The sequence below is a fragment of the Vogesella lacus genome, from assembly GCF_979366295.1.
The window spans coordinates 22679-44823 of record NZ_CEETQT010000010.1 but is presented as its reverse complement, the minus strand read 5'-3'; the positions used below and the strand labels follow the sequence as shown (position 1 = coordinate 44823).

The window sequence follows — 22145 nt, the reverse complement described above, 5'->3', positions numbered from 1 at the left end:
TGACGAAATCGTGAACGAACATTCTACCGCCTCCGCAGCACCCGAAGTAAAGCAGGCTGATCACAGCTTGCGCGTGCTCAAGATCCTCCGACCGCTGACTCGTGCGCTGGCCTGGCTGCTGGCGGGCCTGTCTGTCTTTCTGCTGCTTGCTTTTCTGTTGTTCCGCTATCTGCTGTTGCCGCAGCTGGACAGCCTGCGCCCAGGCTTTGAGCGCCTGCTTGGCGAGGCGGTTGCCATGCCGGTCAAGGTTGGCCGCATCGAAGGCGAGTGGCAGCTGTGGGGGCCGCGCTTCGTACTGCACAGCTTGTCGCTGCAGCCCAGTCACAGCGCGCCGGCCATTGCCTTGTCGCGTATCGAGCTGGTGCCGTCATGGAAAAGCCTGCTGTACCTCGAGCCGCGGCTGACCAGTCTGCAACTCGATGATTTGTCGCTGGCCTTACGCCGCGATCGTGGCGGGCGACTCTTCCTGAACGGTATTCCCTTGCAACAGCCGCAGACTGCGGCCAACGATTACCGCGTGTTTGACTGGTTGCTGCGGCAGGATCATATCCAGCTGCGCTTGCGCGAGTTGAGCTGGCGCGACGAAATGCTGTCCTTGCCGCCCTTGAGCCTGCAAGGCTTGAGCCTGTCGCTGCGCGATGGCTGGCAAGGTCACCGTCTGCAGTTGCAAGGCAAGCCGGACAGCCGTTTGCTGCCGGGCTTGTCGGTAGACGCCAGCTGGCGTGGCGGCGAGATTGCCGATTTTGCCGAATGGGCGGGCGATGTCAGCGTGCAGACCGGCAGTGGCGAGCTGTCGCTGATCAAGCGCTACTGGCCGGATGCGCCGTTTGCCGGCAAGGGCCGCGCCAGCTCCTTTGTGCAGGCCGGCTTTGCCGAAGGCCGTATCATGTCGCTGCACGCCAACTGGCAGGTCGAGGATGTGGCTTTGGCGGTGCGTCAGCAGAATGTGCCGCTGCCAAGGCTGGCGGGCGAGGTTGATTACCAGAGTCCGGCGGCCGGCGAGCATCGCTTTCAGGCCAAACACCTGACACTGGCGACGGATAAAGGCTATCTGCTGAAGGATGCGGCTATCGAGGCCGGCTGGCATGTGGCGCGCGGTGGCCGTTTACGCGCCGACAAGGTGGTGCTGGATACGCTGTGGCCGTGGCTGCAGGAGCGCGTGCCGCAATGGCAGGACTTTCCGCTGCGCGATTTCGCCGGCGAGTTGCACGATGTGGTGTGGCAATGGCAAGGGCCGCTGCTGAAGCCGAAGCATTATCGTCTGAGCAGTCAGTTCAACCGTGTGGCAACGGTCTGGCGTGATGGCCCGGCACTGGCAGGCGCCTTGCGTGGCAAGCTGCTGCTGGGCAGCGATGGTGGCGAAGTACAGTGGCAGGGCAATGATCTGCAGCTACGTTGGCCGCAACAACTACGTGAGACCTTGGCCGTGCCAGCCATGGATGGCCGTTTGCAATGGTCGCGACAACCGGAAGGCGTGTGGCGGCTGCAACTGCCACAGCTGAAAGTGCAGACCGGCGATTTTACCGCCCAGATTCAGGGTGGCTGGCAGCTGGCTGACAAGGTCAGCGGCCGGCTGGACATCAGTGTGCCGCAGGTGGATGTGGCACGGGTGCCGGCTTATCTGCCGGAAATCATCGGCAAGGATACGCTGGATTGGCTGTATGCCGGCCTGCGCGGCGGCGTGGCGCGCGAGGTGAAGTCTGTAGTCGAAGGTGATTTCGCCAGCTTCCCTTTTGCCGGTGGCAAGGGCGGGCGTTTCGAGGTGACAACCGCCATCGACAATGGCCGTTTGCGCTTTGACCCGGCCTGGCCGGATCTGGAAAACATCCAGGGCCGTTTTGTCATGCGCAATGACAATATCGAGATCAGCGCCAGCAAGGCGGCCACGCTGGGGCTGGATCTGGCGCAGGTGCGGGTGGCGCTGGATGATCTGGTGACGCGGCCAACCGTGCTGCACATTCAGGGCAAGGTAGCCGGCAAGCTCGCCCAGATGCTTGCCTACACCGGCAAGTCGCCAGTGGATGGCTGGCTGGACGGTTTTCTGGCGACGCTGGCTGCCGAGGGCGCGGCCAGGCTTGATCTGGGGCTGAATATTCCGCTGGATGATCCTGAAGCCAGCAAGGTAGACGGCAAGCTTGCGCTAGCGGGCAATCGTTTGGGTTTCAGTGATTTGCCGCTGCCGCCGCTGACCGAAGTCAATGGCAACCTCGCGATCAACGAACGCGGCGTGAATACAGCGGGCATCCACTTTGCTGCCATGGCTGGCAAGGGTGTCTTGCGCGCCACGCAACATGGTGAGGATATCGGCTTTACCGTCGAGGGTGACGCCGATGTCAGCCAAGTGTTGCAGCGTTATGTGCCGATGTTGCAGCCATTCGCACATGGCCAGTTGCCATATCGTGCGAATTTCACCGTAGGCAAGGTGTTGTCGCCAGTGCATATCAGCAGCAGCCTGCAGCCGGTATCGTTGTCGGCCCCGGCACCCTTAACCAAGGCGGCCGGTGAATTCTGGCCGCTAGAGCTGGAAATCAGGCCGGAGGCGCAGCAGTGGCTGGTCAACTGGCAACAGGCACCGCGTGCGGCAGGGCAAGTGAAACTGGATGCCGGGGGCAATCTGCGGGCGGTCAGCGTCGGTGCCGGCGTGGCAGCACCTTTGCAGGATGGCGTGATCAGCATTGCCATCAGCCAGCCGCAGCTGGCGCTGATGCCGTGGCTGCAGGCTTTGCAGCAGGCCAGTGCGGCCAACGGTGAGGTGAGCGGGCAGAGCTTCCCCTTGCTGTTGCGGCTGAAAACCCCGTTGCTGACGGCGGCCGGCTACCGGCTGGAAGATGTGGACAGTACGCTGCGCTGGGCGGGTGGTGCCGAGCCTTTCTTGCTTGACTGGCAAAGTCAGGCGGCGGCCGGGCAGTTGCGTTATGTCTGGCAGGATGGCGGCCAGCTGAGCGGCAAGCTGTCGCGTTTGCGCCTGCCTTTGCCCGAAGAAGAGTCGCAGCCAGCACTGGGCGTCAATGATGTGGCCGATATGCCGGTTCCGGCACTGGATGTGGCGGTCGATAACCTGAGCTGGCGAGAAAGCGCGCTCGGTGCGCTGCATGTGCAGGCGCGGGTGCAGGACAATATCTGGCAGTTCCAGCGGCTGAGCCTCGGCATGCCTGATAGCGAGCTGCTGCTGAGCGGGGTGGCAGCGCGACAGCGGGATGCGGCCACGCGCATCAATGTGGCCGTCAAGACGAAGGATGCTGGTGCGCTGCTCGCACGTTTTGGCATGAACGATGTGCTGATTGGCGGCCAAGGTGAGCTGCAAGGCCAGCTGCAGTGGCCGGGGCGTTTTCTGGACTTCCAGTCGGCGCAGCTGGCCGGCAATCTGGCCCTGTCGCTGGAGCGCGGGCGTTTTGCCGAGGTGAATCCGGGCGCGGCGCGCTTGTTGGGCATCCTCAGCTTGCAGTCCATCGGCCGGCGTATCCGGCTGGATTTCACCGATGTTTTCAGCAGCGGTTTCTCGTTTGATACGCTCAAAGGCGATGCCAGCATCGCGCAAGGCGTATTCCGCAGCAATAATGTGAAAATGAGCGGGCCGGGCGCGAGCGTCGAGATGGCCGGCTGGGTCGATCTGGGCAAGGATACCCAGGACCTGCGCGCCAGCATCGTGCCGCACCTGTCGGAAAGCGTGTCCCTGCTGGCGGGGGCCACGCTGGTGAATCCGGTGCTGGGGGCGGTGACCTTGCTGACGCAAAAGATTCTGCAAGACCCGATCAATCGGGTGTTTTCCTTTGACTATCACATCAGTGGCAGCCTCAGCGATCCGGTCGTCGTGAAGATGGGCGAGAAAGTCGAGCCGGCTGCCAGTGCGCCACAAGGAGTTGCCCCATGAAACAGAACTTCACTGTCGCCACCATCCAGATGGTGTCCGGTACCTCGCTTGCGGCCAACCTTGCCACCGCCAGCCGGCTGGTGGCTGAAGCCGCTGCCGGCGGAGCACAGCTGGTGGTGTTGCCCGAGTATTTCTGCCTGATGGGCAAGCACGACAAGGACAAGGTGGCGATACGCGAGGCCTATGGCCGGGGCGAGATCCAGCAGACCTTGGCCGCACTGGCGCGCGAATACCGGCTGTGGCTGGTGGCCGGCACCATTCCGCTGGCTTGCCCCGAAGACGACAAGGTGTTCAACACCTTGCTGGTGTATCGCCCGGATGGCGAGGTGGCCGGTCGTTACGACAAGATTCACCTGTTCGGTTTTACCGGCCATGGCGAGCGCTATTGCGAGTCGGACAGCATCGTGGCCGGCGACACGCCCTTGCGGTTGCAGACGCCGCTGGCCGATCTGGCCTTCGGCATCTGTTATGATCTGCGCTTTCCCGAGCTGTTTCGCGGCATGACGCCGTTTGATGTACTGATCCTGCCGGCGGCGTTTACCGCCACCACCGGGCAGGCGCACTGGGAAGTATTGTTACGCGCCCGCGCCATCGAGAATCAGTGTTATGTGATTGCCTCGGCGCAGGGCGGCCTGCATGAAAACGGCCGCGCCACCCATGGCCAGAGTCTGGTCATCGACCCCTGGGGCAAGATTGTTGCCCAGCTCGACAAGGGTGAGGGAGTGGTGTTTGCCGATATCGATTTTGCCAATCTAGAGCAGGTGCGCAGCCGTTTGCCGGCGCTGGCGCACCGCGTCATTCATTGAAAGTTTCCGCCATGAGTCAAGCGTTTTCCATTGCCGACAGCCTGTTGCTGAGCCCCTATGGCGTGAACGAGCAAGTCATCGACAGCACGCTGTCGCGCATGCTGCAGTATCAGGTCGATTATGCCGATCTGTACTTCCAGTACACTCGCAGCGAGGGCTGGAGCCTGGAAGAAGGCATCGTCAAGGCAGGCAGTTTCAGCATTGATCAGGGTGTCGGCGTGCGTGCGGTATCCGGCGACAAGACGGCGTTTGCCTACTCCGACGATATCAGTGCCGCCGCGCTGCTGAAGGCTGCCGATGCTGTGCGTGCTATCGGTGCCATTGGCGGACAGGGCAGTGCCGGTGCCGTCAGCCAGCGCCAGCCGGCCGCGCGTTATGCGGCTATCGACCCGCTGACCACGCTGTCGGCCGATGCCAAGGTGGCGGTGCTGGAAAAGATCGAGCGCATCGCACGCAGTGTGGACCCGCGCGTGATCCAGGTGATGGCAGGGTTGGCCGCAGAATACGATGTGGTTTATGTCGCGCGCCATGATGGCGTGCGCGCTGCCGATGTACGCCCTCTGGTGCGTATCAGCGTGACGGTGATTGCCGAGCAGAATGGCCGCCGCGAAGTAGGCAGCAGTGGCGGCGGTGGCCGTTACGAGTTGACTCGACTGAATGATGCGCTGATCGAACATCATGCCCGCAAGGCCGTGCAGCAGGCGCTGATCAATCTCGAGGCGCGACCAGCGCCGGCCGGCCAGATGACGGTGGTGCTGGGCAGCGGCTGGCCAGGCGTGCTGTTGCACGAGGCCATCGGTCATGGTCTGGAGGGCGATTTCAATCGCAAGGGTACCTCTGCCTTCAGTGGCATGGTCGGCCAGCGCGTGGCAGCGCCGGGCGTGACCGTGGTTGACGATGGCACCCTGTCTGACCGTCGCGGGTCGCTGGCGATCGACGACGAGGGCAATGCCACTCATTGCACTACGCTGATCGAAGACGGCATCCTGCGCGGCTATATGCAGGATGCGATGAATGCCCGCCTGATGGGGGTGGCACCGACCGGCAATGGCCGTCGCGAGTCTTATGCACACATCCCGATGCCGCGGATGACCAACACTTATATGCTTGGTGGCGATAAGTCCCCCGAAGAAATCATCGCTTCGGTAAAGGATGGCATCTATGCGGCCAACTTCGGCGGCGGCCAGGTGGATATCACCAGCGGCAAATTCGTGTTCTCTGCGTCGGAGGCGTGGAAGATCGAAAACGGCAAGCTTGCCTATCCGGTGAAGGGTGCCACACTGATCGGCAATGGTCCGGAAGTGCTCAACTATGTCGGCATGATCGGTAATGATCTGGCGCTGGATGAGGGGGTCGGCGTTTGCGGCAAGGAAGGGCAGAGCGTGCCGGTGGGCGTGGGGCAGCCGACTTTGCGCATTGATGGTGGCCTGACCATAGGCGGCACTGCCTGATCAGCCAGCTGGCCAAACCGCCCGTAAGGGCGGTTTTTTGTTGGACGGGGCATAGTTGGCCGCAAACATGGTGCTGTGATTTTGTCTGAATCGAAAAAGGCATATTTTAAAGCGATAAATTGCCATTTGATGTGAATGTTTGATTTATTGCGCTATGTCTATTGATGAATTTGGCAGTTGCTATAAAATCCCCGCATTTTGTTGCACTGCAAGATCATCATGTTGCTTACCTTGAAGAGGGCGATGATGCCCAAGACTGAAAATCCGGTGTCCCACAGCTTGCTCGAGGATGTCATGGCCATCCTGATTGGCACATTGCTGGTGTCGTTTGGCGTGGTGATGTTCAAGCAGGCCGGCTTGCTGACCGGCAGCACGGCAGGCATTGCCTTCCTGCTGCACTACCAGACCGGCTTGTCATTTGGCCTGACTTTTTTCCTGATCAATATTCCGTTTTACTGGCTGGCCTGGAAGCGCATGGGCAAGGTCTTTACCATTCGTACCTTTATCGCGGTCAGCCTGCTATCGCTGTTCACCGGCTTGCATGGCCAGTTTCTGGATTTCGGCACATTGAACCCACTCTATAGCGGCCTGATCGGTGGCTTGATGATGGGGATGGGTTTCATCGCGCTGTTCCGGCACAAGGCCAGCCTCGGCGGCATTAATATCCTGGCCTTGTTCCTGCAGGATCGTTATGGCCTGCGTGCCGGTAAGTTCCAGCTAAGCCTGGACTTTGTCATCCTGTTTGCCTCGCTGTTTCTGGTCAGCTGGCAAGCGCTGCTCGGTTCACTGGTTGGTGCGGCCGCGATGAATCTGGTGATCGGCTTCAATCATCGACCGGATCGCTACGTGGTCTAGTTTAGTTGCCTCACAAAAAAGCCGGGACGATAGCGTCCCGGCTTTTTTATTGCAGTAGCGGGATTCAGTGGCTCGGCATGGCCGGCAGAAAACGTATGCCGGTGAGGCTGACCAGTTTGTCATAGCTGATCATTTCCGGCTTTTCCACATCACTATTGGGTGTCCAGTACACCCACGACTTGTTGGCGCTGGCATCGTATACCAGCTTGTAAAGCGCGTCGGGTATGCGAACCTCGCCGGCAAAACGGGCAGGATTGCCGGGCGCGTTGTATGTGCCGGTGATGACGTAAACATCGCCTCTGGCGCGCATCACGTATTTTCGCGTGGCCGCCTCGACAGATCTTGCCCAGACGCCGCGATTATTTTCAGGAGCTTGCGGCACCATGTTGGCGAGGCTGAAGCTCTGCGCCATCGCCTCGGGCGTGGTGCGCTGTGCGGCTGCTGCGAGGTGCCCGCGATCAAAGCCGCTGCCTTTGTAGTCGGCAAGTTGGCCGCGTTCGGCTGATGGCAGTCGTGCTTCTTCATAAAAGCGGTCGGTGCGTTTTTCGTCGGCAGCTTCTTTCAGGCTGCGTGCCGAAAGTTTTTCCGCAGCAAACAGTGGTGCCTTGTTGTTGCCACTGTGCAGGATGGCGAAATCATCAAAGCACAGTTCGCGCAGTTTTCCCTTGGTGATCGTTTCAGGGGTCTGCGGGGCGGTGTGCTGATAGAAGAAGTCTTGGCACTGAGTAAAGCGGGTAGGGGTTAGGTTGGTGGCTGGTTGGCTGGCTGCGTGAGCGGCATTCCAGGGTTGTTGAAAAGCCGTATAGGCAAGGATCAGAGCCAGTGGTGTAAGCAGTAATAACTTTTTCATGCGGCGCAGGTGAGAAACCATAAATTCTACCTGAAATTGCATGCAATTTGTGCTGATTTAAATCATTTCGGATGCTGGGAAAAGGCCGTGCTTTGTTTAATATCTTTTTTTATTCAATGACTTGTTTTTACTGTCACTTATTGCGGTCACTGAAAATGTAATTCTGGTTTCGAGGTGAGGGATGAGTCTGCATCTGTAAATTTATTGAATTCAATTTGACTGCGCGCGATATTCTGGCGCATATACTGTTTGATCCACGTCATTGCTTAACTCGCCCAGCTTGCCGTGTTCAAGCTATATAGATAATCTTGCATTAAGATTGTGGGATGAATCCTGCCCTTATTATTAAGCAATTTGCAGGGTGGTCATCGTGAACGGCTGCTGGTCTATTGTCAGTAAAAAAGTGGTACATGATTGGTAGATGCTGTCCGCTCGCTGCTGAAGAAAGTAATCGACCCGTTCAGTATCTGTTAGACCGCTTTTGCTTGACTCGGATAAGTGCAAGCAAGCCGGCAAGCTATCGAACCCTGAGTTGATCCTTGTCTTGGGTGTATTTGCGAGAAGGACGCGGTATGCTGGTAAGGCACCGATTGAGTGAGATTTGCTATGGCGGCAGGGAAAGATGATGCGGTTGTCGGAGTGAAAATATGGATGCTGAGAGGGCCATAGTTCATTTTGCATCACTTTCAAAATGGATCAGTATTTTCAGGGTGAGCAGCGCCTTGGATTTGGTGTCGTAGCTAAATCAATACTTGGTGGGTGTGTGACTTTGACACACTTTGCCTGGAAATGTGCTGGATACATTTGTGCAGCCTCAGGCGTTGCTGCTTTTTAACTTCCAGATGCATGTCATGTTTGGTTTGCCGACTAGTTTTTGTTGGTGGCTTGGCGTTTGTGGTGCTCAATAATGTGGCTTAAAACCGTTTCGGGATGTTTGCTTGGCAGTCTCAAGAGGCTCTGATGCATGACTCTGTGCATAGTGAGTGATTTGTCGGCAGGGAGAGTGCGGACGGAGTGCCGTCTTGCAGCACTAAATTGAAGGAATAAAAAGTAATGAATAACCAGAACACAATGCTGCATGAGGCTCTCAGCTTGCAGGATGCACTGAATTACGATGCTGCCGAGGCATTGTTCAAAAAGATACTTATGCTGGATGCGGCCAACGTTGTTGCCTTGTATTCACTTGGGGTTATTGCCTCGAAGCATCGGCACGATACAGAGCTGGCGCTTGGTTACTTTGAACGAGCTTGCACCATTTCCGAAAACTTCGTCATGGCTTGGAATGCGCGTGGGGTGCAGTTGCAGGCTTTAGGTCGCTATGTGGAGGCTGGTGAAGCGTACAAGCGTGCTACCGAGCTTGACCCAGCCTATGCTGAGGGCTGGATGAATCATGGAATTTTGCAGCACACCTTGGACAAGCATGTGGATGCACTGCTTGCCTTTGATAAAGTGCTTGAGATAGAGCCTGACAATCCACGGGCGTTGGCTAATCGTGGCATCATTCTCACTCAGCTGAAGCAGGGTGAGCTGGCGATCCAGACATTCAGAAGATTGACCGAGGTTGCACCTGAATATGACGAAGCAGCAGGCCTTTTGCTTTACGAGCAGCTGCACGCTTGTGATTGGGGTGATTTCGATCGACTTTGTGCGCAGATTGTTAATGGTGTGCGTGCTGGGCGGCGTATGTGTAGTACTTTGGCACTCATGTCTATGGTGGATTCGGCACGAGACCATTTCCTGTGTGCGCAGACATATGCCAAGACTTTGCAAAGCAAACCTTTCCCGCAGTTATGGCAGGGTGAGCGCTACGAGCATTCGCGTATTCGAGTCGGCTACCTGTCGCCGGATTTTCGCGAGCATCCGGTTGGCCAGTTGATGATAGGTATCATCGAGGGACATGACCGGCGTGGCTTCGAGACTTATGCCTTTTCGTTGGGGGTCGATGATGGCAGTAGTTTGCGATCTCGATACCAGATGGCGTTTGAGCATTTTTACGATGTACGTAGTCAAACAGCAGAGCAGATTGCGAGGTTGGTCCGGGAGTGCGAGATAGATGTGCTTGTCGACCTTGCCGGTTATACCTCGGATTCACGCACTGGAGTGTTGTTGCATAGACCGGCACCTGTGCAGGTCAACTATCTGGGCTATCCGGGCACAATGGGCTTGCCGTGCATGGATTACATCATTGCCGACCGCTACACGATTCCCGAGCAGGATAAGCAATATTTTTCGGAACAGGTTGTGACGTTGCCGTATACGTATTTGCCAACTGATGCCGGCCTCTGCGCTTCGCCAACCACTCCGCCACGCAGTGAATATGGCTTGCCTGAAAGTGCGATGGTTTTCTGTGCCTTCAACCACGATTTCAAGATTAATCCACGCCTGTTCGATATGTGGATGCGTATCCTGCAGCGGGTGCAGGATAGTGTGCTATGGCTGATGGCTCGTAATGAATCGATCAAAAATAATCTGCGGCGCGAAGCAGCAGTTCGTGGTATCGATCCGGCGAGGCTGATTTTTGCCAGCCGAGTGCCGGAGAAGGCGGATCACCTGGCGCGCTACAGACTGGCGGACTTGTTCCTCGATGCCACTCCTTACAATGCGCATACTACTTGTGCTGATGCACTGCAAGGTGGCTTGCCTGTGATTACCTATCGTGGCAATGCCTTTCCCGGGCGTGTTGCATCAGGCCTCTTGGCCGCAGCAGGTCTGCCTGAGTTGGCGGTAGACTCTTTCGAGGCTTATGAGAATCTAGCTGTTGATTTGGCGCATGATGCTGTGCGTCGTCATGCGTTACGTCAGTACTTGCTGGACAACCGTAGTAGCTTGCCCCTTTTTGACACCCTGCGTTTTTGTCGTGACCTTGAGTCGGCTTACACCACTATGTGGCAGTGCCAGCAGCAGGGGCAGCCAGCTGCTAGTTTTATTGTTGAATCATCTGCTGGAGTCAGCCCTGTTGATCAGATGGTTTCTCCCGCAGCGCCGGAGCCACTGCGCAGTCTGCTCCAGCTGTGTCCACAAATGCCGATTTTAACGGTATTGGATGTGGGCGCTGCGCTGGGTGAGGCTCCGCTATACGATCCACTGATTCGTGCTGGCAAGGCGAGGTTGTTTGGATTCGAGCCTGATCGCGAGGCTTGCAATGCGCTAAACGCGCGCTATGGGGCTCCGCACCGGTTCTTCCCGTATTTTGTTGGTAACGGACATGTGCAAACTTTTCACGAAACAAACTGGGGGTTGACTGGCTCACTTTTCGAGCCGAATACTGCTTTGCTTTCGCACTTCCAGAATTTGGCTGAGGTGACGACTCCGGTGGCGCAGCATGCTGTAGAGACTGTGCGACTTGATGATGTGTCTGAAGTACGAGAAGTCGACTTTTTCAAGATTGATGTTCAGGGCGCGGAGTTGATGATTTTCCAGAATGCCTTGCGCGTACTTGCGTCTACTCTGGTGGTTCAGGTAGAGGTCGAGTTTGTCGAACTCTACAAAAAGCAGCCCTTATTTGCTGATGTAGATGCCTTCATGCGTGCGAATGGTTTCAAATTTCATACCTTCCTTGGTTTTGGCAGCAGGACATTCAAGCCTCTGGTTTGCAATAATAATCCAAACCTGGGGTTGAACCAGCGCTTGTGGTCGGATGCAATTTATGTTCGTGACTGGCAGGCGCTCGGACAATTTAGCGATGTTCAATTGATGAAGATGGCGTTGATCCTGAACGATTTTTACCGCTCCTATGATTTGAGTTATTTGTTACTGTCCGAACTCGATCGTCGAAAGGGGGGCGCGCTAGCTAACGAGTATCTTGATCGTCTCAGGGGAGGTTCGAATTGAAAGTGAGTTCAGATATGAGAGATGAGCTATCTAGTGACAGTGAGTCGATAGTGCAGCGGCTGCATATCGGTGGCAAGCAGGTCCGGGCTGGCTGGAAAATATTCAATGCGATAGCAGCTGAAGGTGTCGACTATCTGGGAGATGTGCGAGATCTGTCGGGTTTTGACGATGGTCAGTTTGCCGAAGTTTATGCAAGTCACGTACTTGAGCATTTATCTCAACAGGAAATCCTGCCTGTGCTGCAGGGAATTGCGCGTATTCTGGTGAGTGGAGGGCGGCTAATGGTATCTGTTCCTGATCTGGACATCCTGTGTCGCCTGTTTGTTTCACCACAATTAGGTGCCAACGAACGATTTCATGTGATGCGGATGCTGTTCGGCGGGCAGACTGATGCCTATGATTATCACTACATTGGTCTTAATTATGAATTCCTGCAGCACTATCTCATTTCTGCCGGATTTAGTAAGGTCACTCGTGTTGAGTCGTTTGGTCTGTTCGATGATACAAGTGAGTTCAAGCCATATGGTGTAGCGATAAGCTTGAACTTATTGGCTATTAAATAAGAGAAATAATGAAAAAAGCACTGATCACCGGGATTACCGGACAGGATGGATCCTATCTGGCAGAGTTCCTGCTTGAGCAAGGCTATGAAGTACATGGTATCAAGCGCCGTGCCTCATCGTTCAATACTCAACGTATTGACCACCTGTACCAGGATCCGCATATCGAGCACGCATCATTCAGATTGCACTATGGTGACTTGACTGACTCTTCCAATCTCACTCGCATCATTTCAGAGGTGCAGCCGGACGAGGTGTACAATCTTGGGGCTCAAAGCCATGTTGCAGTGAGTTTCGAGTCACCTGAATATACGGCGGATGTTGATGCTATTGGTGCATTACGTCTACTGGAAGCGATCCGCTTCCTCGGGCTGGAAAAGAAAACTCGTTTCTATCAAGCTTCGACCTCTGAACTTTATGGTCTGGTGCAAGAGGTGCCGCAACGGGAAACTACGCCGTTTTATCCTCGGAGTCCATATGCGGTTGCCAAACTGTACGCGTACTGGATCACTGTTAATTACCGAGAGGCGTACGGTATGTACGCATGCAACGGAATTCTTTTCAATCACGAGTCACCACGTCGTGGTGAGACATTTGTTACTCGCAAGATTACCCGCGGCCTAGCCAATATTGCCCAGGGTCTGGAGGACTGTCTGTATCTGGGTAATTTAGGTGCGCTACGCGATTGGGGGCATGCTCGAGACTATGTGAAGATGCAGTGGCTGATGCTGCAGCAAGATCAGCCAGAAGATTACGTGATTGCTACCGGTGTGCAATACAGTGTTCGCCAGTTTGTGGAGTGGAGCGCAGCAGAGTTGGGTGTGACTTTGCGATTTGAGGGTGAGGGTGTTGACGAGGTTGGTGTGGTCGCCGCTATCAGCGGAGGCGCTGCCCCTGCGCTCAAGTTGGGTGATGTAGTGATACGTGTTGATCCACGCTACTTCCGCCCGGCAGAAGTTGAAACGCTGCTTGGCGATCCGTCCAAGGCTCGCGAAAAACTTGGGTGGGTGCCGGAAACTACGGTACAGCAGATGTGTGCAGAAATGGTTGCCGCTGATTTGCAGGATGCCCGACGCCATGCTTTGCTCAAGCAGCATGGCTACTCTGTGGCGGTCAGTACGGAAAGTTGAAGAGGAGAGGGGTGGCATTGCCAGCGGTTTCTATTTGACAGTGCGTCAGGATGACAGATTTTTTTCAACTACTCGGAAATTTCTCATGAAATGCAGTAAAGACCTACGCATTTTTGTTGCTGGCCATCGGGGGATGGTGGGTAGTGCCATCTTGCGTCGTCTGAGGGCTCGGGGTTATCAAAACATTATCACCCGTAGTCACGCCGAACTGGATTTGACTAGCCAGGCCGCTGTGGATGCCTTTTTTGCCGAGCAGTCAATCGACCAAGTGTATCTTGCTGCAGCAAAGGTAGGGGGTATCCAAGCAAACAATACTTACCCAGCCGAATTTATCTACCAGAACCTGATGATTGAGGCCAACGTAATTCATGCAGCGCATCAGAGTGGTGTGCAGAAATTACTGTTTCTGGGCTCATCCTGCATCTATCCCAAGCATGCGTCGCAACCAATGCGTGAGGGTGCGTTGTTGACGGGTACGCTTGAACCTACCAACGAACCTTACGCTATTGCCAAAATCGCCGGAATCAAACTATGCGAGAGCTATAACCGGCAGTATGGACGAGATTATCGCAGTGTGATGCCAACCAATCTATACGGCCCCGGTGATAACTACCATCCAGAAAATAGCCATGTCATTCCGGCTCTTATTCGCCGTTTTCATGAGGCTAAACTGGCGGTTTCTCCGCAAGTGGTAGTGTGGGGAAGTGGCGCCCCACGTCGTGAGTTTTTGCATGTCGATGATATGGCTTCGGCATCAGTGCATGTTATGGAGCTGGAGAGTGACAAGTGGCAATCTATTGTTTCTCCAATGTGTTCGCATATTAATGTCGGTAGTAGTCACGATATTACCATCCGTGAGCTAGCCGAGCTTGTTGCTGAGACCGTTGGCTACCATGGCGAGATAGTATTTGATGTGAGCAAACCTGATGGAGCGCCAAGAAAGTGGATGGAGTCCGGCGTACTGCTTAATTCAGGCTGGTTGGTGGAGAAAGAGTTGGGTGTCGGATTGGCAGAGGCATATGAAGATTTTCAGAAGTCTTTTGAGCTGGCGACAACCACCCGCTCTTCGTAGTATTTCTAACTGGCTTTCGAGGCCAACTGATCTCCTCCCGACTAACCGAGCGGTCTAATTTAGAGGTTTCGGGCTTCAAGATGGGCTAACCGGAACTCGCCGGGAGTCCGATCGCCCAACGAACTGTGTGGCCTAAACTCATTGTAATCCCGCCAACGCTCGATCTTGTCACGCGCGTTACCCAGCGACAGAAACCAATGTACGTTCAAGCACTCATCCCGCAAGCTGCCATTAAACGACTCGATAAAGGGATTATCCGTGGGTTTTCCTGGACGCGAGAAGTCCAACGTCACACTGTAATGACCCACTAAAAACCTGCACAGGTCATAACTCACACAGGAGCATGTGATGAGTATGACCATGGCAAACGATATCAAACGCTGGACCGCCAAGCGCAAAGCCGCGCTGATGATGGAGATCATTCAAGGCAAGAGCACGGTGGCAGAGGCCTCCCGCGCCTGGGCCTGTCCGAATTTTTGTGTAAACAGGGTTTAGGTTACGCCTGTGGAATGCGCTCCTCGAACTGAATGGTAAAGCGAGTCAGCGCCACCTTCCAATCCCGAATCGGCATGGTCCACTTCTGGCTGATGTTCTTCAGCGCCAGGTTGAACCGCCCCGGGTTTCGCGGAGGCCATTTTGTGTGAGTCAGACCTGCATGGCCAGCTCACTCAGACTGCGATAATAGTTTGCTTCTGCCTCCGCCGGTGGAATGTAACCGATCGGCGCCAGCAAGCGGTGGTGATTGAGCCACGCCACCCATTCCAGCGTCGCTAGCTCCACCGCCTCCAGACTCTTCCACGGCCCGCGCCGGTGAATGACCTCAGCTTTGTACAAGCTATTGATCGTCTCGGCCAGCGCGTTGTCGTAGCTGTCGCCAGTGCTGCCGACCGAAGGCTCGATACCTGCTTCGGCCAGCCGTTCGCTGTAGCGGATCGAGACGTATTGCGAGCCGCGATCGCTGTGGTGGATTAAAGAGTCGCAACTCGGCTGCCGCGCCCACAGCGCCTGTTCCAGCGCATCGAGCACAAACTCGGTGTGCATGTTGCGACTGACGCGCCAGCCAACGATATAGCGGGCGAAGACGTCGACGACGAAAGCGACATAGACGAAACCCTGCCAGGTCGACACGTAGGTGAAGTCCGAGACCCACAGTTGGTTTGGCCGTTCAGCAACAAACTGCCGATTCACCCGGTCCTGCGGACACGCTGCCGCCGGATCGGGGCGCGTGGTGCGAACCGCCTTGCCGCGGCTGACGCCACGCAAACCGAGCTGCCGCATCAGCCGCTCAACGGTGCAGCGTGCCACCGCGATGTGCTCGCGCCGGAGCTGACGCCAGACCTTGTCTGCGCCGTACACCTGCTGATTGACCTGCCAAACGCGCTCGATCTCAACCCTCAACATGTCGTCACGCAGAGCCCGAGGGCTACGCATGGCGGGATCGCGCTGCCGGGCGACATTGCGGTGATAGGCGGACGGGGCAACCTGCAAGATCCGGCAGATCGGCTCGACCCCAAGGCGGTCGCGGTGTGCGTTTATGAAGGCCCTCACGACTTGAAGCGGCGGTCGAGCTCCGCCTGCGCGAAAAATGCGCTGGCCAGTCGAAGGATTTCGTTGGCCTTCTTTAACTCACGCACTTCGCGCTCGAGTTCTTTGACGCGCGCGGCTTCGGTGCCCGCCGGGCCATCGCCCTGGCCAGTATTGCGCTCTTGCTGGCGAATCCAGCGGCGCAATGTTTCAGCGGTGCAGCCGATCTTGGAGGCGATCGAAACGATCGCGGCCCACTGCGATTCGTACTGATCCTTGGCGTCAAAGACCATGCGTACAGCGCGCTCGCGGACTTCCGGGGAAAACTTGGTGGATTTGCTCATGGCTCCATTCTCTCAAGTGAGGGAGCCTCCGCGAAACCCGGGGCGATTCAGGTAGAACAGTTTCAGCAACGCCTCATCACTCGGAAACGAGCCCCGATTCTTCGTCAGCTTTCGCAGGCTCATATTCACCGACTCGATGGCATTGGTGGTGTAGATCACTTTCCTGATCTCCGGCGGATAGTCAAAAAATGGCGTCAACCGAGCCCAGTTGCGTCGCCAGGACTGACCAATCGGCAGATACTCGTCATCCCACTTGGCCTCAAACTCGCCGAGCCGCTGCTCTGCTTCGTCGAGGGTTGCGGATTGGTAGATCCGCTTCAGGTCGGCTGCCACCTCCGGGCGCCGCTTCCACGACACGTAGTTCAGGCTGTGCAGCACCATGTGCACGATGCACAACTGCTACCGGCACGGCTGGCCAGATTCACCGGAATCCGCATCGCTTCCGGGAAGCCCTTCAGGCCATCGACACAGGCGATAAAGATGTCCTATACGCCCCGGTTACGCAGCTCGGTCACGACCTGAAGCCAGAACTTGGCGCCCTCCGTCTGGGCCAGCCGCATCCCCAGTACCTCTTTCTCTCCAGCCAGGGTAACGCCGATGGCGAGATAGACGGCTTTCACGCGGACGGCCCCCTCACGCACCTTCACGTGAATGCAGTCGAGGTAGATGATCGGATAGACCGCATCGAGAGGACGAGCCTGCCAAGCTTTGACCTCTTCGCTGACGGCATCGGTGATGGAGGAGATCAGGCTGGGCGAGACCTCGGCGCCGTACATCTCTTCCAGATGGGCCTGAATTTCCCGCACCGTCATGCCCCGGGCGTAAAGCGAGATGACTTTTCGTCGAATCCGGCCCAGCGGGTTTGGTGCTTGGGGATGAGTTGTGGCTCGAAGGTGCCTTGGCGGTCGCGTGGTACTTCGATAGGTAATTCACCGAACTCGCCCTTGAGGGTCTTGCGGCTCTTGCCGTTACGGGTATTGCCGGCGGGATTGAGCACTGGCTCGTGTTTGCGGTGGCCGAGATGCGCCGCCATCTCGGCATCCAGCGCTTTCTCGACCAGCAGCTTGGTGAGCTGCTTGAGTAGGCCGTTCTCTCCGATGAGGTCTTCGGGCTTCTGGTAATCGGCCAGCAAGCTGTCCAGTAGTGCGTCAGGTACGTTGTGATTTTTCGAGCTCATTGTGTCTCCAGACTAGGTGGCAGTTTCCTGCCAAATGTCTGTTTACACAAAATTCAGTACACGCCCGTCAGTGAGCTTGCGAGAAGTTGAAGCTCGGGTGCCAGCCGCTGTTCTTGGTCGAATCGAGTTGTTGTTCGATGTGCTGGTCGATATCAAGAATGAGCTTGGCATCGCCTAGATACCCATTGCAGCGTACAAACAAAAGCCGGCTTACGCCGGCTTTTTTGCATTACTGGACTGAAAACACCAATGGCCACTAATCGGCACTAACACACTTAGTGAATAAAGCAAAATGTGTCGCATCGAAAAATTAAGCATAAAGTGTCGTTGGCGACACATTATGCTTAACGGCACAGTCTTCATGACACGTCATGAAGTGTTTGTTTGGGCCGGCGTCTACAGAATTCAGCGCCACATTCAAGCCATATAAGCCTTTCTGAATTTTGAAAAATGGAAATGCCCCCAAAAATGCCCCCGGCAACCAGTCGCTGGCTGGTTTGCACCGTCACTACCCCTGTTGTCGCGTACTCACGGATAGCGTCTGCTGTGTAATCCGACCCGCTGGATGCCTGTCGTTTTTAGTCAACTTTTGCCCGGGCGTGAGAGAAGCCATGGTTGCATAACTTTGAAAGTGACTAATCGAAAAGATGACTGAGTGACGGTTGCTGAGGCATAATGCGAATGTGCTAATTATGCGCCGCACCAAGACATGCCTACGGATAGTGAAAGTCTGCAACAACTCAGCTACAAGCAACGCCAGCGGCTGAGCTTTATCGACTTCAGCCTGTATTTTCTGGGTGAAATCCGCCGTGCTGACCTTATGGCTCGCTTTGATATCGCGCCAGCGGTGCAAACCCGTGACCTGACGCTGTACCGCCAGCTGGCTGCGGCCAACCTAGCGCTGGATGGTCGTAGCAAATCTTACCGTATCTTGCCGACTTTCCAGCCGCTGTTCGAACACAAGCTCGAGCCAGTCATCGCCGCGCTGATGCAGGGCGAACCCTACAGCATCGAAACTCTCGGCAGCCCTTCATTGCCGGGTGATTACCCCGCCATGCTTAATCGCCCGGCCATGCCGATTCTGGCAGCGGTCAGCCGCGCCATTCGGCAGCAACGGCTGTTGAACGTGCGCTATTACAGCGCCAGCAGTGGCGAGCAGGAGAGGGTGATCGCGCCGCATGCGCTGGTCGATAGCGGCCTGCGCTGGCACGTGCGCGCTTTTGACCGCCTGCGCGGCCGCTTTATTGATCTGGTGCTCACCCGCCTGTTGGCCGCCGAGATACTCGATGCTGCCCCGCAGCCACACGAAGCAGCCAGCCACGATGAACAATGGCAACGCACAGTCACCTTGCAACTGGTGCCACATCCCAGATTGACCGACCCGACCATCGCCACGCTGGACTATGCGATGACTGACGGCATGCTGACCATCAGCGCTCGTGCGGCCAACGTGGGCTACCTGCTGCGGCGCTGGTATGTCGATTGTTCGGCGGATGCTTCGATTGATGATTCGGCTTGTCGTTTGTGGTTAAAGAACACGCAGTCTATTGACGGTGCGCCGAGCATGAGATTGGCGCCAGGCTTCGAGGAAGAATAGATGCCAGATAACGCCCCCAGGGTGTAGCCCTGGGGGTGAAGGCACGAAATGTATGCCGCCCGGCTGCCTCATTCAGAGAAAGTTCGGGTGGGACTGGTTAGCCGATAGCAGAAGAATCGTCACGTGTTGTCTGCAAGACAGCACGCAACAACAGCAGTAGTAAGGGAAAGTGAATGCAACTGAAACAAGCCCCTGCGCCAGGCGCACGTGTTTTGATTCGCGATGAAGAGTGGATTGTTCAAAAGGCTGATATGTGCAGCCTGGGTGGCTGGCAGCTTAGCTGCATTGGGGTATCTGAAACCGTAAGAAACCGAACAGCGCTGTTTCTTACCGGTCTGGAGCAGGTCACCATTATTGACCCTGCCAAAACCGAGCTGGTATTTGATGCGTCGCCTACTTTCATTGCTTCCCGGCTGTATGTCGAAGCGCGGCTGCGTCAGGCCGCTATCCGTAATGATGCAGTGGTGATGGGCCAGCACGCCGTGATGGATACCATGCCCTTCCAGTTGCAGCCTGCGCAGCAAGTACTGCAGCAGCTGCGCCCGCGTTTGCTGATTGCCGATACGGTCGGTTTGGGTAAAACGCTGGAAGCCGGCATTCTTACCGCCGAGCTGGCGCGTCGTGGCAAAGCCCGGCGCATTCTGGTGGTGACGACCAAGAGCATGATGCGTCAGTTCCAACAAGAATTCTGGAACCGGTTCACCATTGCGCTTACCCGGCTGGACTCGGCAGGTATTCAGCGCATTCGCCGCGATATCCCTACCAATCACAACCCATTCAACTACTACGACCGAACCATCATTTCGGTCGATACCCTCAAGCGCGATAGCGAATACCGCCACTATCTGCAAGAAGCATGGTGGGATCTCATCATTATCGATGAGGCGCACAATGTCTCGTACAAAGGCAACCGCACGCAAAGTAACCGCTTGGCCGAGTTGCTGGCCCAGCGTTCGGACGCGCTAATCCTGCTAACGGCCACGCCGCACAACGGTAAAAAAGAAAGCTTCGCCAGCCTGATGCGTATGCTGGACCCGACGGTGTTACCGGCGGGCGAGCGTGTTGATTACACCCGCGACGATGTTGGCCATCTGTTTGTGCGTCGCTTCAAGAAAGACGTGCGCGACCAGATGCAGCAAGACTTCCCGGAGCGCGAAGTCTACCGGCTGGAAACCCATGCCAGCCCGGCAGAGAACGCGGCTTTCGAAGCACTGGCCAACCTGCGCCTGGCCAGTGATGGCGGCACCCAGCGTGAAGGCGCCATGCTGTTTCGCACCACGTTGGAAAAGGCCCTGTTTTCGTCGCCGGCGGCCTGCTTGCAAACCCTGCGCGAACGCATGCGCCGCGTGGAGAAAAAAGACCCCGCACACGACGACCTGCCCGCATTGCGCGAGCTGGAACAACTCGTCGCCGCCATCACGCCCGACAAGTTCAGCAAATTCCAGCATCTGGTGCAGCAACTGAAGCAAGGCGCCAAGTGGCGCTGGACCGGTAGCGACCCTAGCGACCGTCTGGTGCTGTTCACCGAGCGTATCGAAACGCTTAAATTCCTGCAGACCGAGCTGCCCAAGGCGCTGGGCCTGGCGGCAGCATCCGTTGCCATTCTGCATGGCCAGCTGCCCGACGTGGAAATTCAGCAGACAGTCGAAAACTTTGGCAAAACCCATTCGCCCCTGCGCTTGTTGATTGCGTCTGATGTGGCGTCGGAAGGCTTGAACCTGCACTACCAGTCGCACCGCTTGGTTCACTTCGACATCTCGTGGTCGCTGATGGTGTTCCAGCAGCGTAACGGCCGGGTAGACCGCTACGGCCAGACCAAAACGCCGATGATCGGCTACCTGCTGACGCTGCCGGACAACGAACGCATTCGTGGTGATCTGCGTTACCTGGAAATCCTCATCGACAAAGACGAGCAGGCCGCCCGCAACATTGGCGACCCGTCTGCCTTCATGGGCTTGTACGACGAAGAACTGGAAGTGGCCGAGGTGGCCGCTGCCATTGAGGGCAAACGCACGGCTGATGAGTTTGCCGCGCTGCTGGCGCAAGACAACGTCGACCCCTTCGAATTGCTGTGGTCCAGCACCGTTGACGAAGCTCCGGCCCCGGCCGTTACCACCTCGTCCACGCCTGCTGCTGTCACCAGCGAGCTGCCCACCTTGTTTAGCGACCACTACCGCTACCTGCGCGACGCCCTGCGTCTGCTCGTTAGGCTATCGCCAAAGGAGCTTCTGTCATTAGATTGCGAAGATGCCCGCCGCACGCTCAGCTTCCAGCCTGGCAGCGACCTGGCACAGCTATTGGAACGCGAGTTGGCAGACGAGATGTATTTGAAACTGGGCTCAGACAAAGGTATTGCAAACCGCACACTGACACTCAGCGCCGACAAGGCCATCATCAACCGCGCCATTGCCGACGCGCGCGACACCAATAGTTGGCCGCAAGTGCAGTACCTGTGGCCGCTGCACCCGGTATCGCAGTGGCTGGATTACAAGCTGATGTCGCAGTTCCGCCGCATGTCCGCCCCAGTCATGCGCGTGTCCAAAGGTCTGCAAGCTGGCGAATCGCTGGTACTGGTGCTGGCGCAGGTGCCCAACCGTCGCGTCCAGGCCATGCTGGCCGAGTGGGTGGCGGTACAGGTAGACGCACGTGGTTACGTCGCCGGCGTATTGCCCTTGCCCGATGTGCTGCAGCGCACCGGGCTGGCGGACGCGCAGCTGGCCAACGATGGTCAGGCGCCCGACACCCGCACCCTGCAGCAAGCCTTGCCCCAGGTGATCGCCGCAGCAGAAGCCCATCTGCGACCCATCAAACAGGCATTCGACGCCGACTGCCAGCAGCGCCTCGATAGCGAGCTGGCCAAGCTGCGCACCCTGCAAGACAAACACCTGCAGCAGCTGGCGCTGGATTTCAGCAGCGGTATCGAGCAGGTGAATGCCGCGCGGCGTAAGCAAAAAGAACACGACACCGCCGACCTGTTCCAGAACTACCAGCAATGGATACGCGACACCCTGCAGCTGGATGACCGCGCCCAATTCACCATTGTTGCCGCCTTGATGGCCTGAAGTAAGGAAACCGCC

General features: G+C 56.7%; 13 protein-coding genes, 2 pseudogenes and 1 other annotated feature. Of the genes and pseudogenes, 11 read left to right on the top strand and 4 right to left on the bottom strand.

Annotated features, from left to right (window positions below):
* Positions 1-10: 10 nt before the first annotated feature.
* The 4 genes from ACZ9W6_RS13485 to ACZ9W6_RS13470 all read left to right on the top strand — a co-directional run bounded on the left by ACZ9W6_RS13485 (position 11) and on the right by ACZ9W6_RS13470 (position 6983).
* Positions 11-3871 carry a YhdP family protein gene (locus tag ACZ9W6_RS13485; protein WP_465191680.1) on the top strand — a complete coding sequence of 1287 codons (3861 nt, stop codon included), beginning with the start codon at positions 11-13 and terminating at the stop codon, positions 3869-3871.
* Positions 3868-4677 carry a carbon-nitrogen hydrolase family protein gene (locus ACZ9W6_RS13480; RefSeq protein WP_465191679.1) on the top strand — a complete coding sequence of 270 codons (810 nt, stop codon included), beginning with the start codon at positions 3868-3870 and terminating at the stop codon, positions 4675-4677. The genes ACZ9W6_RS13485 and ACZ9W6_RS13480 overlap by 4 nt, the downstream gene beginning before the upstream one ends.
* An 11-nt stretch (positions 4678-4688) precedes the next feature.
* Positions 4689-6128, top strand: a complete 1440-nt coding sequence (gene tldD, locus ACZ9W6_RS13475; RefSeq protein WP_465191678.1) for a metalloprotease TldD — start codon at positions 4689-4691, stop codon at positions 6126-6128.
* 243 nt (positions 6129-6371) lie between these two features.
* The gene (locus tag ACZ9W6_RS13470; RefSeq protein WP_465191677.1) at positions 6372-6983 is read left to right on the top strand and encodes a YitT family protein; all 612 of its coding nucleotides are present in this window, start codon (positions 6372-6374) and stop codon (positions 6981-6983) included.
* A gap of 64 nt (positions 6984-7047) precedes the next feature.
* Here ACZ9W6_RS13470 and ACZ9W6_RS13465 read toward each other — a convergent pair whose 3' ends face one another.
* Entirely contained in the window at positions 7048-7854 is an 807-nt protein-coding gene (locus ACZ9W6_RS13465; protein WP_465191676.1) for a DNA/RNA non-specific endonuclease, read from the bottom strand.
* 1032 nt (positions 7855-8886) lie between these two features.
* On the opposite strand from ACZ9W6_RS13465, the gene ACZ9W6_RS13460 reads away from it, so the two are divergent.
* The 4 genes from ACZ9W6_RS13460 to fcl all read left to right on the top strand — a co-directional run bounded on the left by ACZ9W6_RS13460 (position 8887) and on the right by fcl (position 14426).
* The gene (locus tag ACZ9W6_RS13460; protein ID WP_465191675.1) at positions 8887-11664 is read left to right on the top strand and encodes an FkbM family methyltransferase; all 2778 of its coding nucleotides are present in this window, start codon (positions 8887-8889) and stop codon (positions 11662-11664) included.
* A 14-nt stretch (positions 11665-11678) separates the two neighbouring features.
* Positions 11679-12227 (top strand): class I SAM-dependent methyltransferase, encoded by a 549-nt coding sequence (locus ACZ9W6_RS13455; RefSeq protein ID WP_465191674.1) that lies wholly within the window; start codon positions 11679-11681, stop codon positions 12225-12227.
* An 8-nt stretch (positions 12228-12235) separates the two neighbouring features.
* On the top strand, positions 12236-13354 hold the full coding sequence (gene gmd / locus ACZ9W6_RS13450; RefSeq protein WP_465191673.1) for a GDP-mannose 4,6-dehydratase: 1119 nt from the start codon (positions 12236-12238) through the stop codon (positions 13352-13354).
* 85 nt (positions 13355-13439) lie between these two features.
* Positions 13440-14426, top strand: a complete 987-nt coding sequence (gene fcl / locus ACZ9W6_RS13445) for a GDP-L-fucose synthase (RefSeq protein ID WP_465191672.1) — start codon at positions 13440-13442, stop codon at positions 14424-14426.
* A gap of 59 nt (positions 14427-14485) precedes the next feature.
* Here fcl and ACZ9W6_RS13440 read toward each other — a convergent pair.
* Positions 14486-14719, bottom strand: a pseudogene (locus ACZ9W6_RS13440) (integrase core domain-containing protein); the annotation flags it as partial.
* A 67-nt stretch (positions 14720-14786) separates the two neighbouring features.
* Here ACZ9W6_RS13440 and ACZ9W6_RS13435 point away from each other — a divergent pair.
* Positions 14787-14921, top strand: coding sequence for a hypothetical protein (locus ACZ9W6_RS13435; protein WP_465191671.1), 135 nt, complete (start codon positions 14787-14789; stop codon positions 14919-14921).
* Between the two features lie 150 nt (positions 14922-15071).
* Here the strand turns inward: ACZ9W6_RS13435 and ACZ9W6_RS13430 are convergent.
* Positions 15072-16294, bottom strand: a protein-coding gene (locus ACZ9W6_RS13430) for an IS3 family transposase (protein WP_465191670.1) whose coding sequence is annotated in 2 segments (ribosomal slippage) — positions 15072-16006 and positions 16006-16294 — 1224 coding nt in all. Because the reading frame shifts where the segments join, the coding sequence is not laid out codon by codon here.
* Positions 15900-16016, bottom strand: a sequence feature (AL1L pseudoknot). Its footprint overlaps the gene before it by 117 nt.
* Positions 16295-16306: 12 nt before the next feature.
* Positions 16307-17471: pseudogene (locus ACZ9W6_RS13425) on the bottom strand (IS256 family transposase).
* 709 nt (positions 17472-18180) lie between these two features.
* Here ACZ9W6_RS13425 and ACZ9W6_RS13420 point away from each other — a divergent pair.
* Entirely contained in the window at positions 18181-19068 is an 888-nt protein-coding gene (locus tag ACZ9W6_RS13420) for a WYL domain-containing protein (protein ID WP_465191669.1), read from the top strand.
* A gap of 173 nt (positions 19069-19241) precedes the next feature.
* Positions 19242-22130, top strand: coding sequence for an SNF2-related protein (locus tag ACZ9W6_RS13415; RefSeq protein ID WP_465191668.1), 2889 nt, complete (start codon positions 19242-19244; stop codon positions 22128-22130).
* Positions 22131-22145 lie beyond the last annotated feature (15 nt).

Excerpts from the sequence above, each read along its gene's own strand:
- ACZ9W6_RS13470 (WP_465191677.1), top strand. The coding sequence starts at position 6,372 with ATGATGCCCAAGACTGAAAATCCGGTGTCCCACAGCTTGCTCGAGGAT.
- ACZ9W6_RS13415 (WP_465191668.1), top strand. The coding sequence starts at position 19,242 with ATGCAACTGAAACAAGCCCCTGCGCCAGGCGCACGTGTTTTGATTCGC.
- ACZ9W6_RS13420 (WP_465191669.1), top strand. The coding sequence starts at position 18,181 with ATGCCTACGGATAGTGAAAGTCTGCAACAACTCAGCTACAAGCAACGC.
- ACZ9W6_RS13480 (WP_465191679.1), top strand. The coding sequence starts at position 3,868 with ATGAAACAGAACTTCACTGTCGCCACCATCCAGATGGTGTCCGGTACC.
- tldD (WP_465191678.1), top strand. The coding sequence starts at position 4,689 with ATGAGTCAAGCGTTTTCCATTGCCGACAGCCTGTTGCTGAGCCCCTAT.
- ACZ9W6_RS13455 (WP_465191674.1), top strand. The coding sequence starts at position 11,679 with ATGAGAGATGAGCTATCTAGTGACAGTGAGTCGATAGTGCAGCGGCTG.
- ACZ9W6_RS13435 (WP_465191671.1), top strand. The coding sequence starts at position 14,787 with ATGGCAAACGATATCAAACGCTGGACCGCCAAGCGCAAAGCCGCGCTG.
- ACZ9W6_RS13465 (WP_465191676.1), bottom strand. The coding sequence starts at position 7,854 with ATGGTTTCTCACCTGCGCCGCATGAAAAAGTTATTACTGCTTACACCA.
- ACZ9W6_RS13460 (WP_465191675.1), top strand. The coding sequence starts at position 8,887 with ATGAATAACCAGAACACAATGCTGCATGAGGCTCTCAGCTTGCAGGAT.
- gmd (WP_465191673.1), top strand. The coding sequence starts at position 12,236 with ATGAAAAAAGCACTGATCACCGGGATTACCGGACAGGATGGATCCTAT.
- fcl (WP_465191672.1), top strand. The coding sequence starts at position 13,440 with ATGAAATGCAGTAAAGACCTACGCATTTTTGTTGCTGGCCATCGGGGG.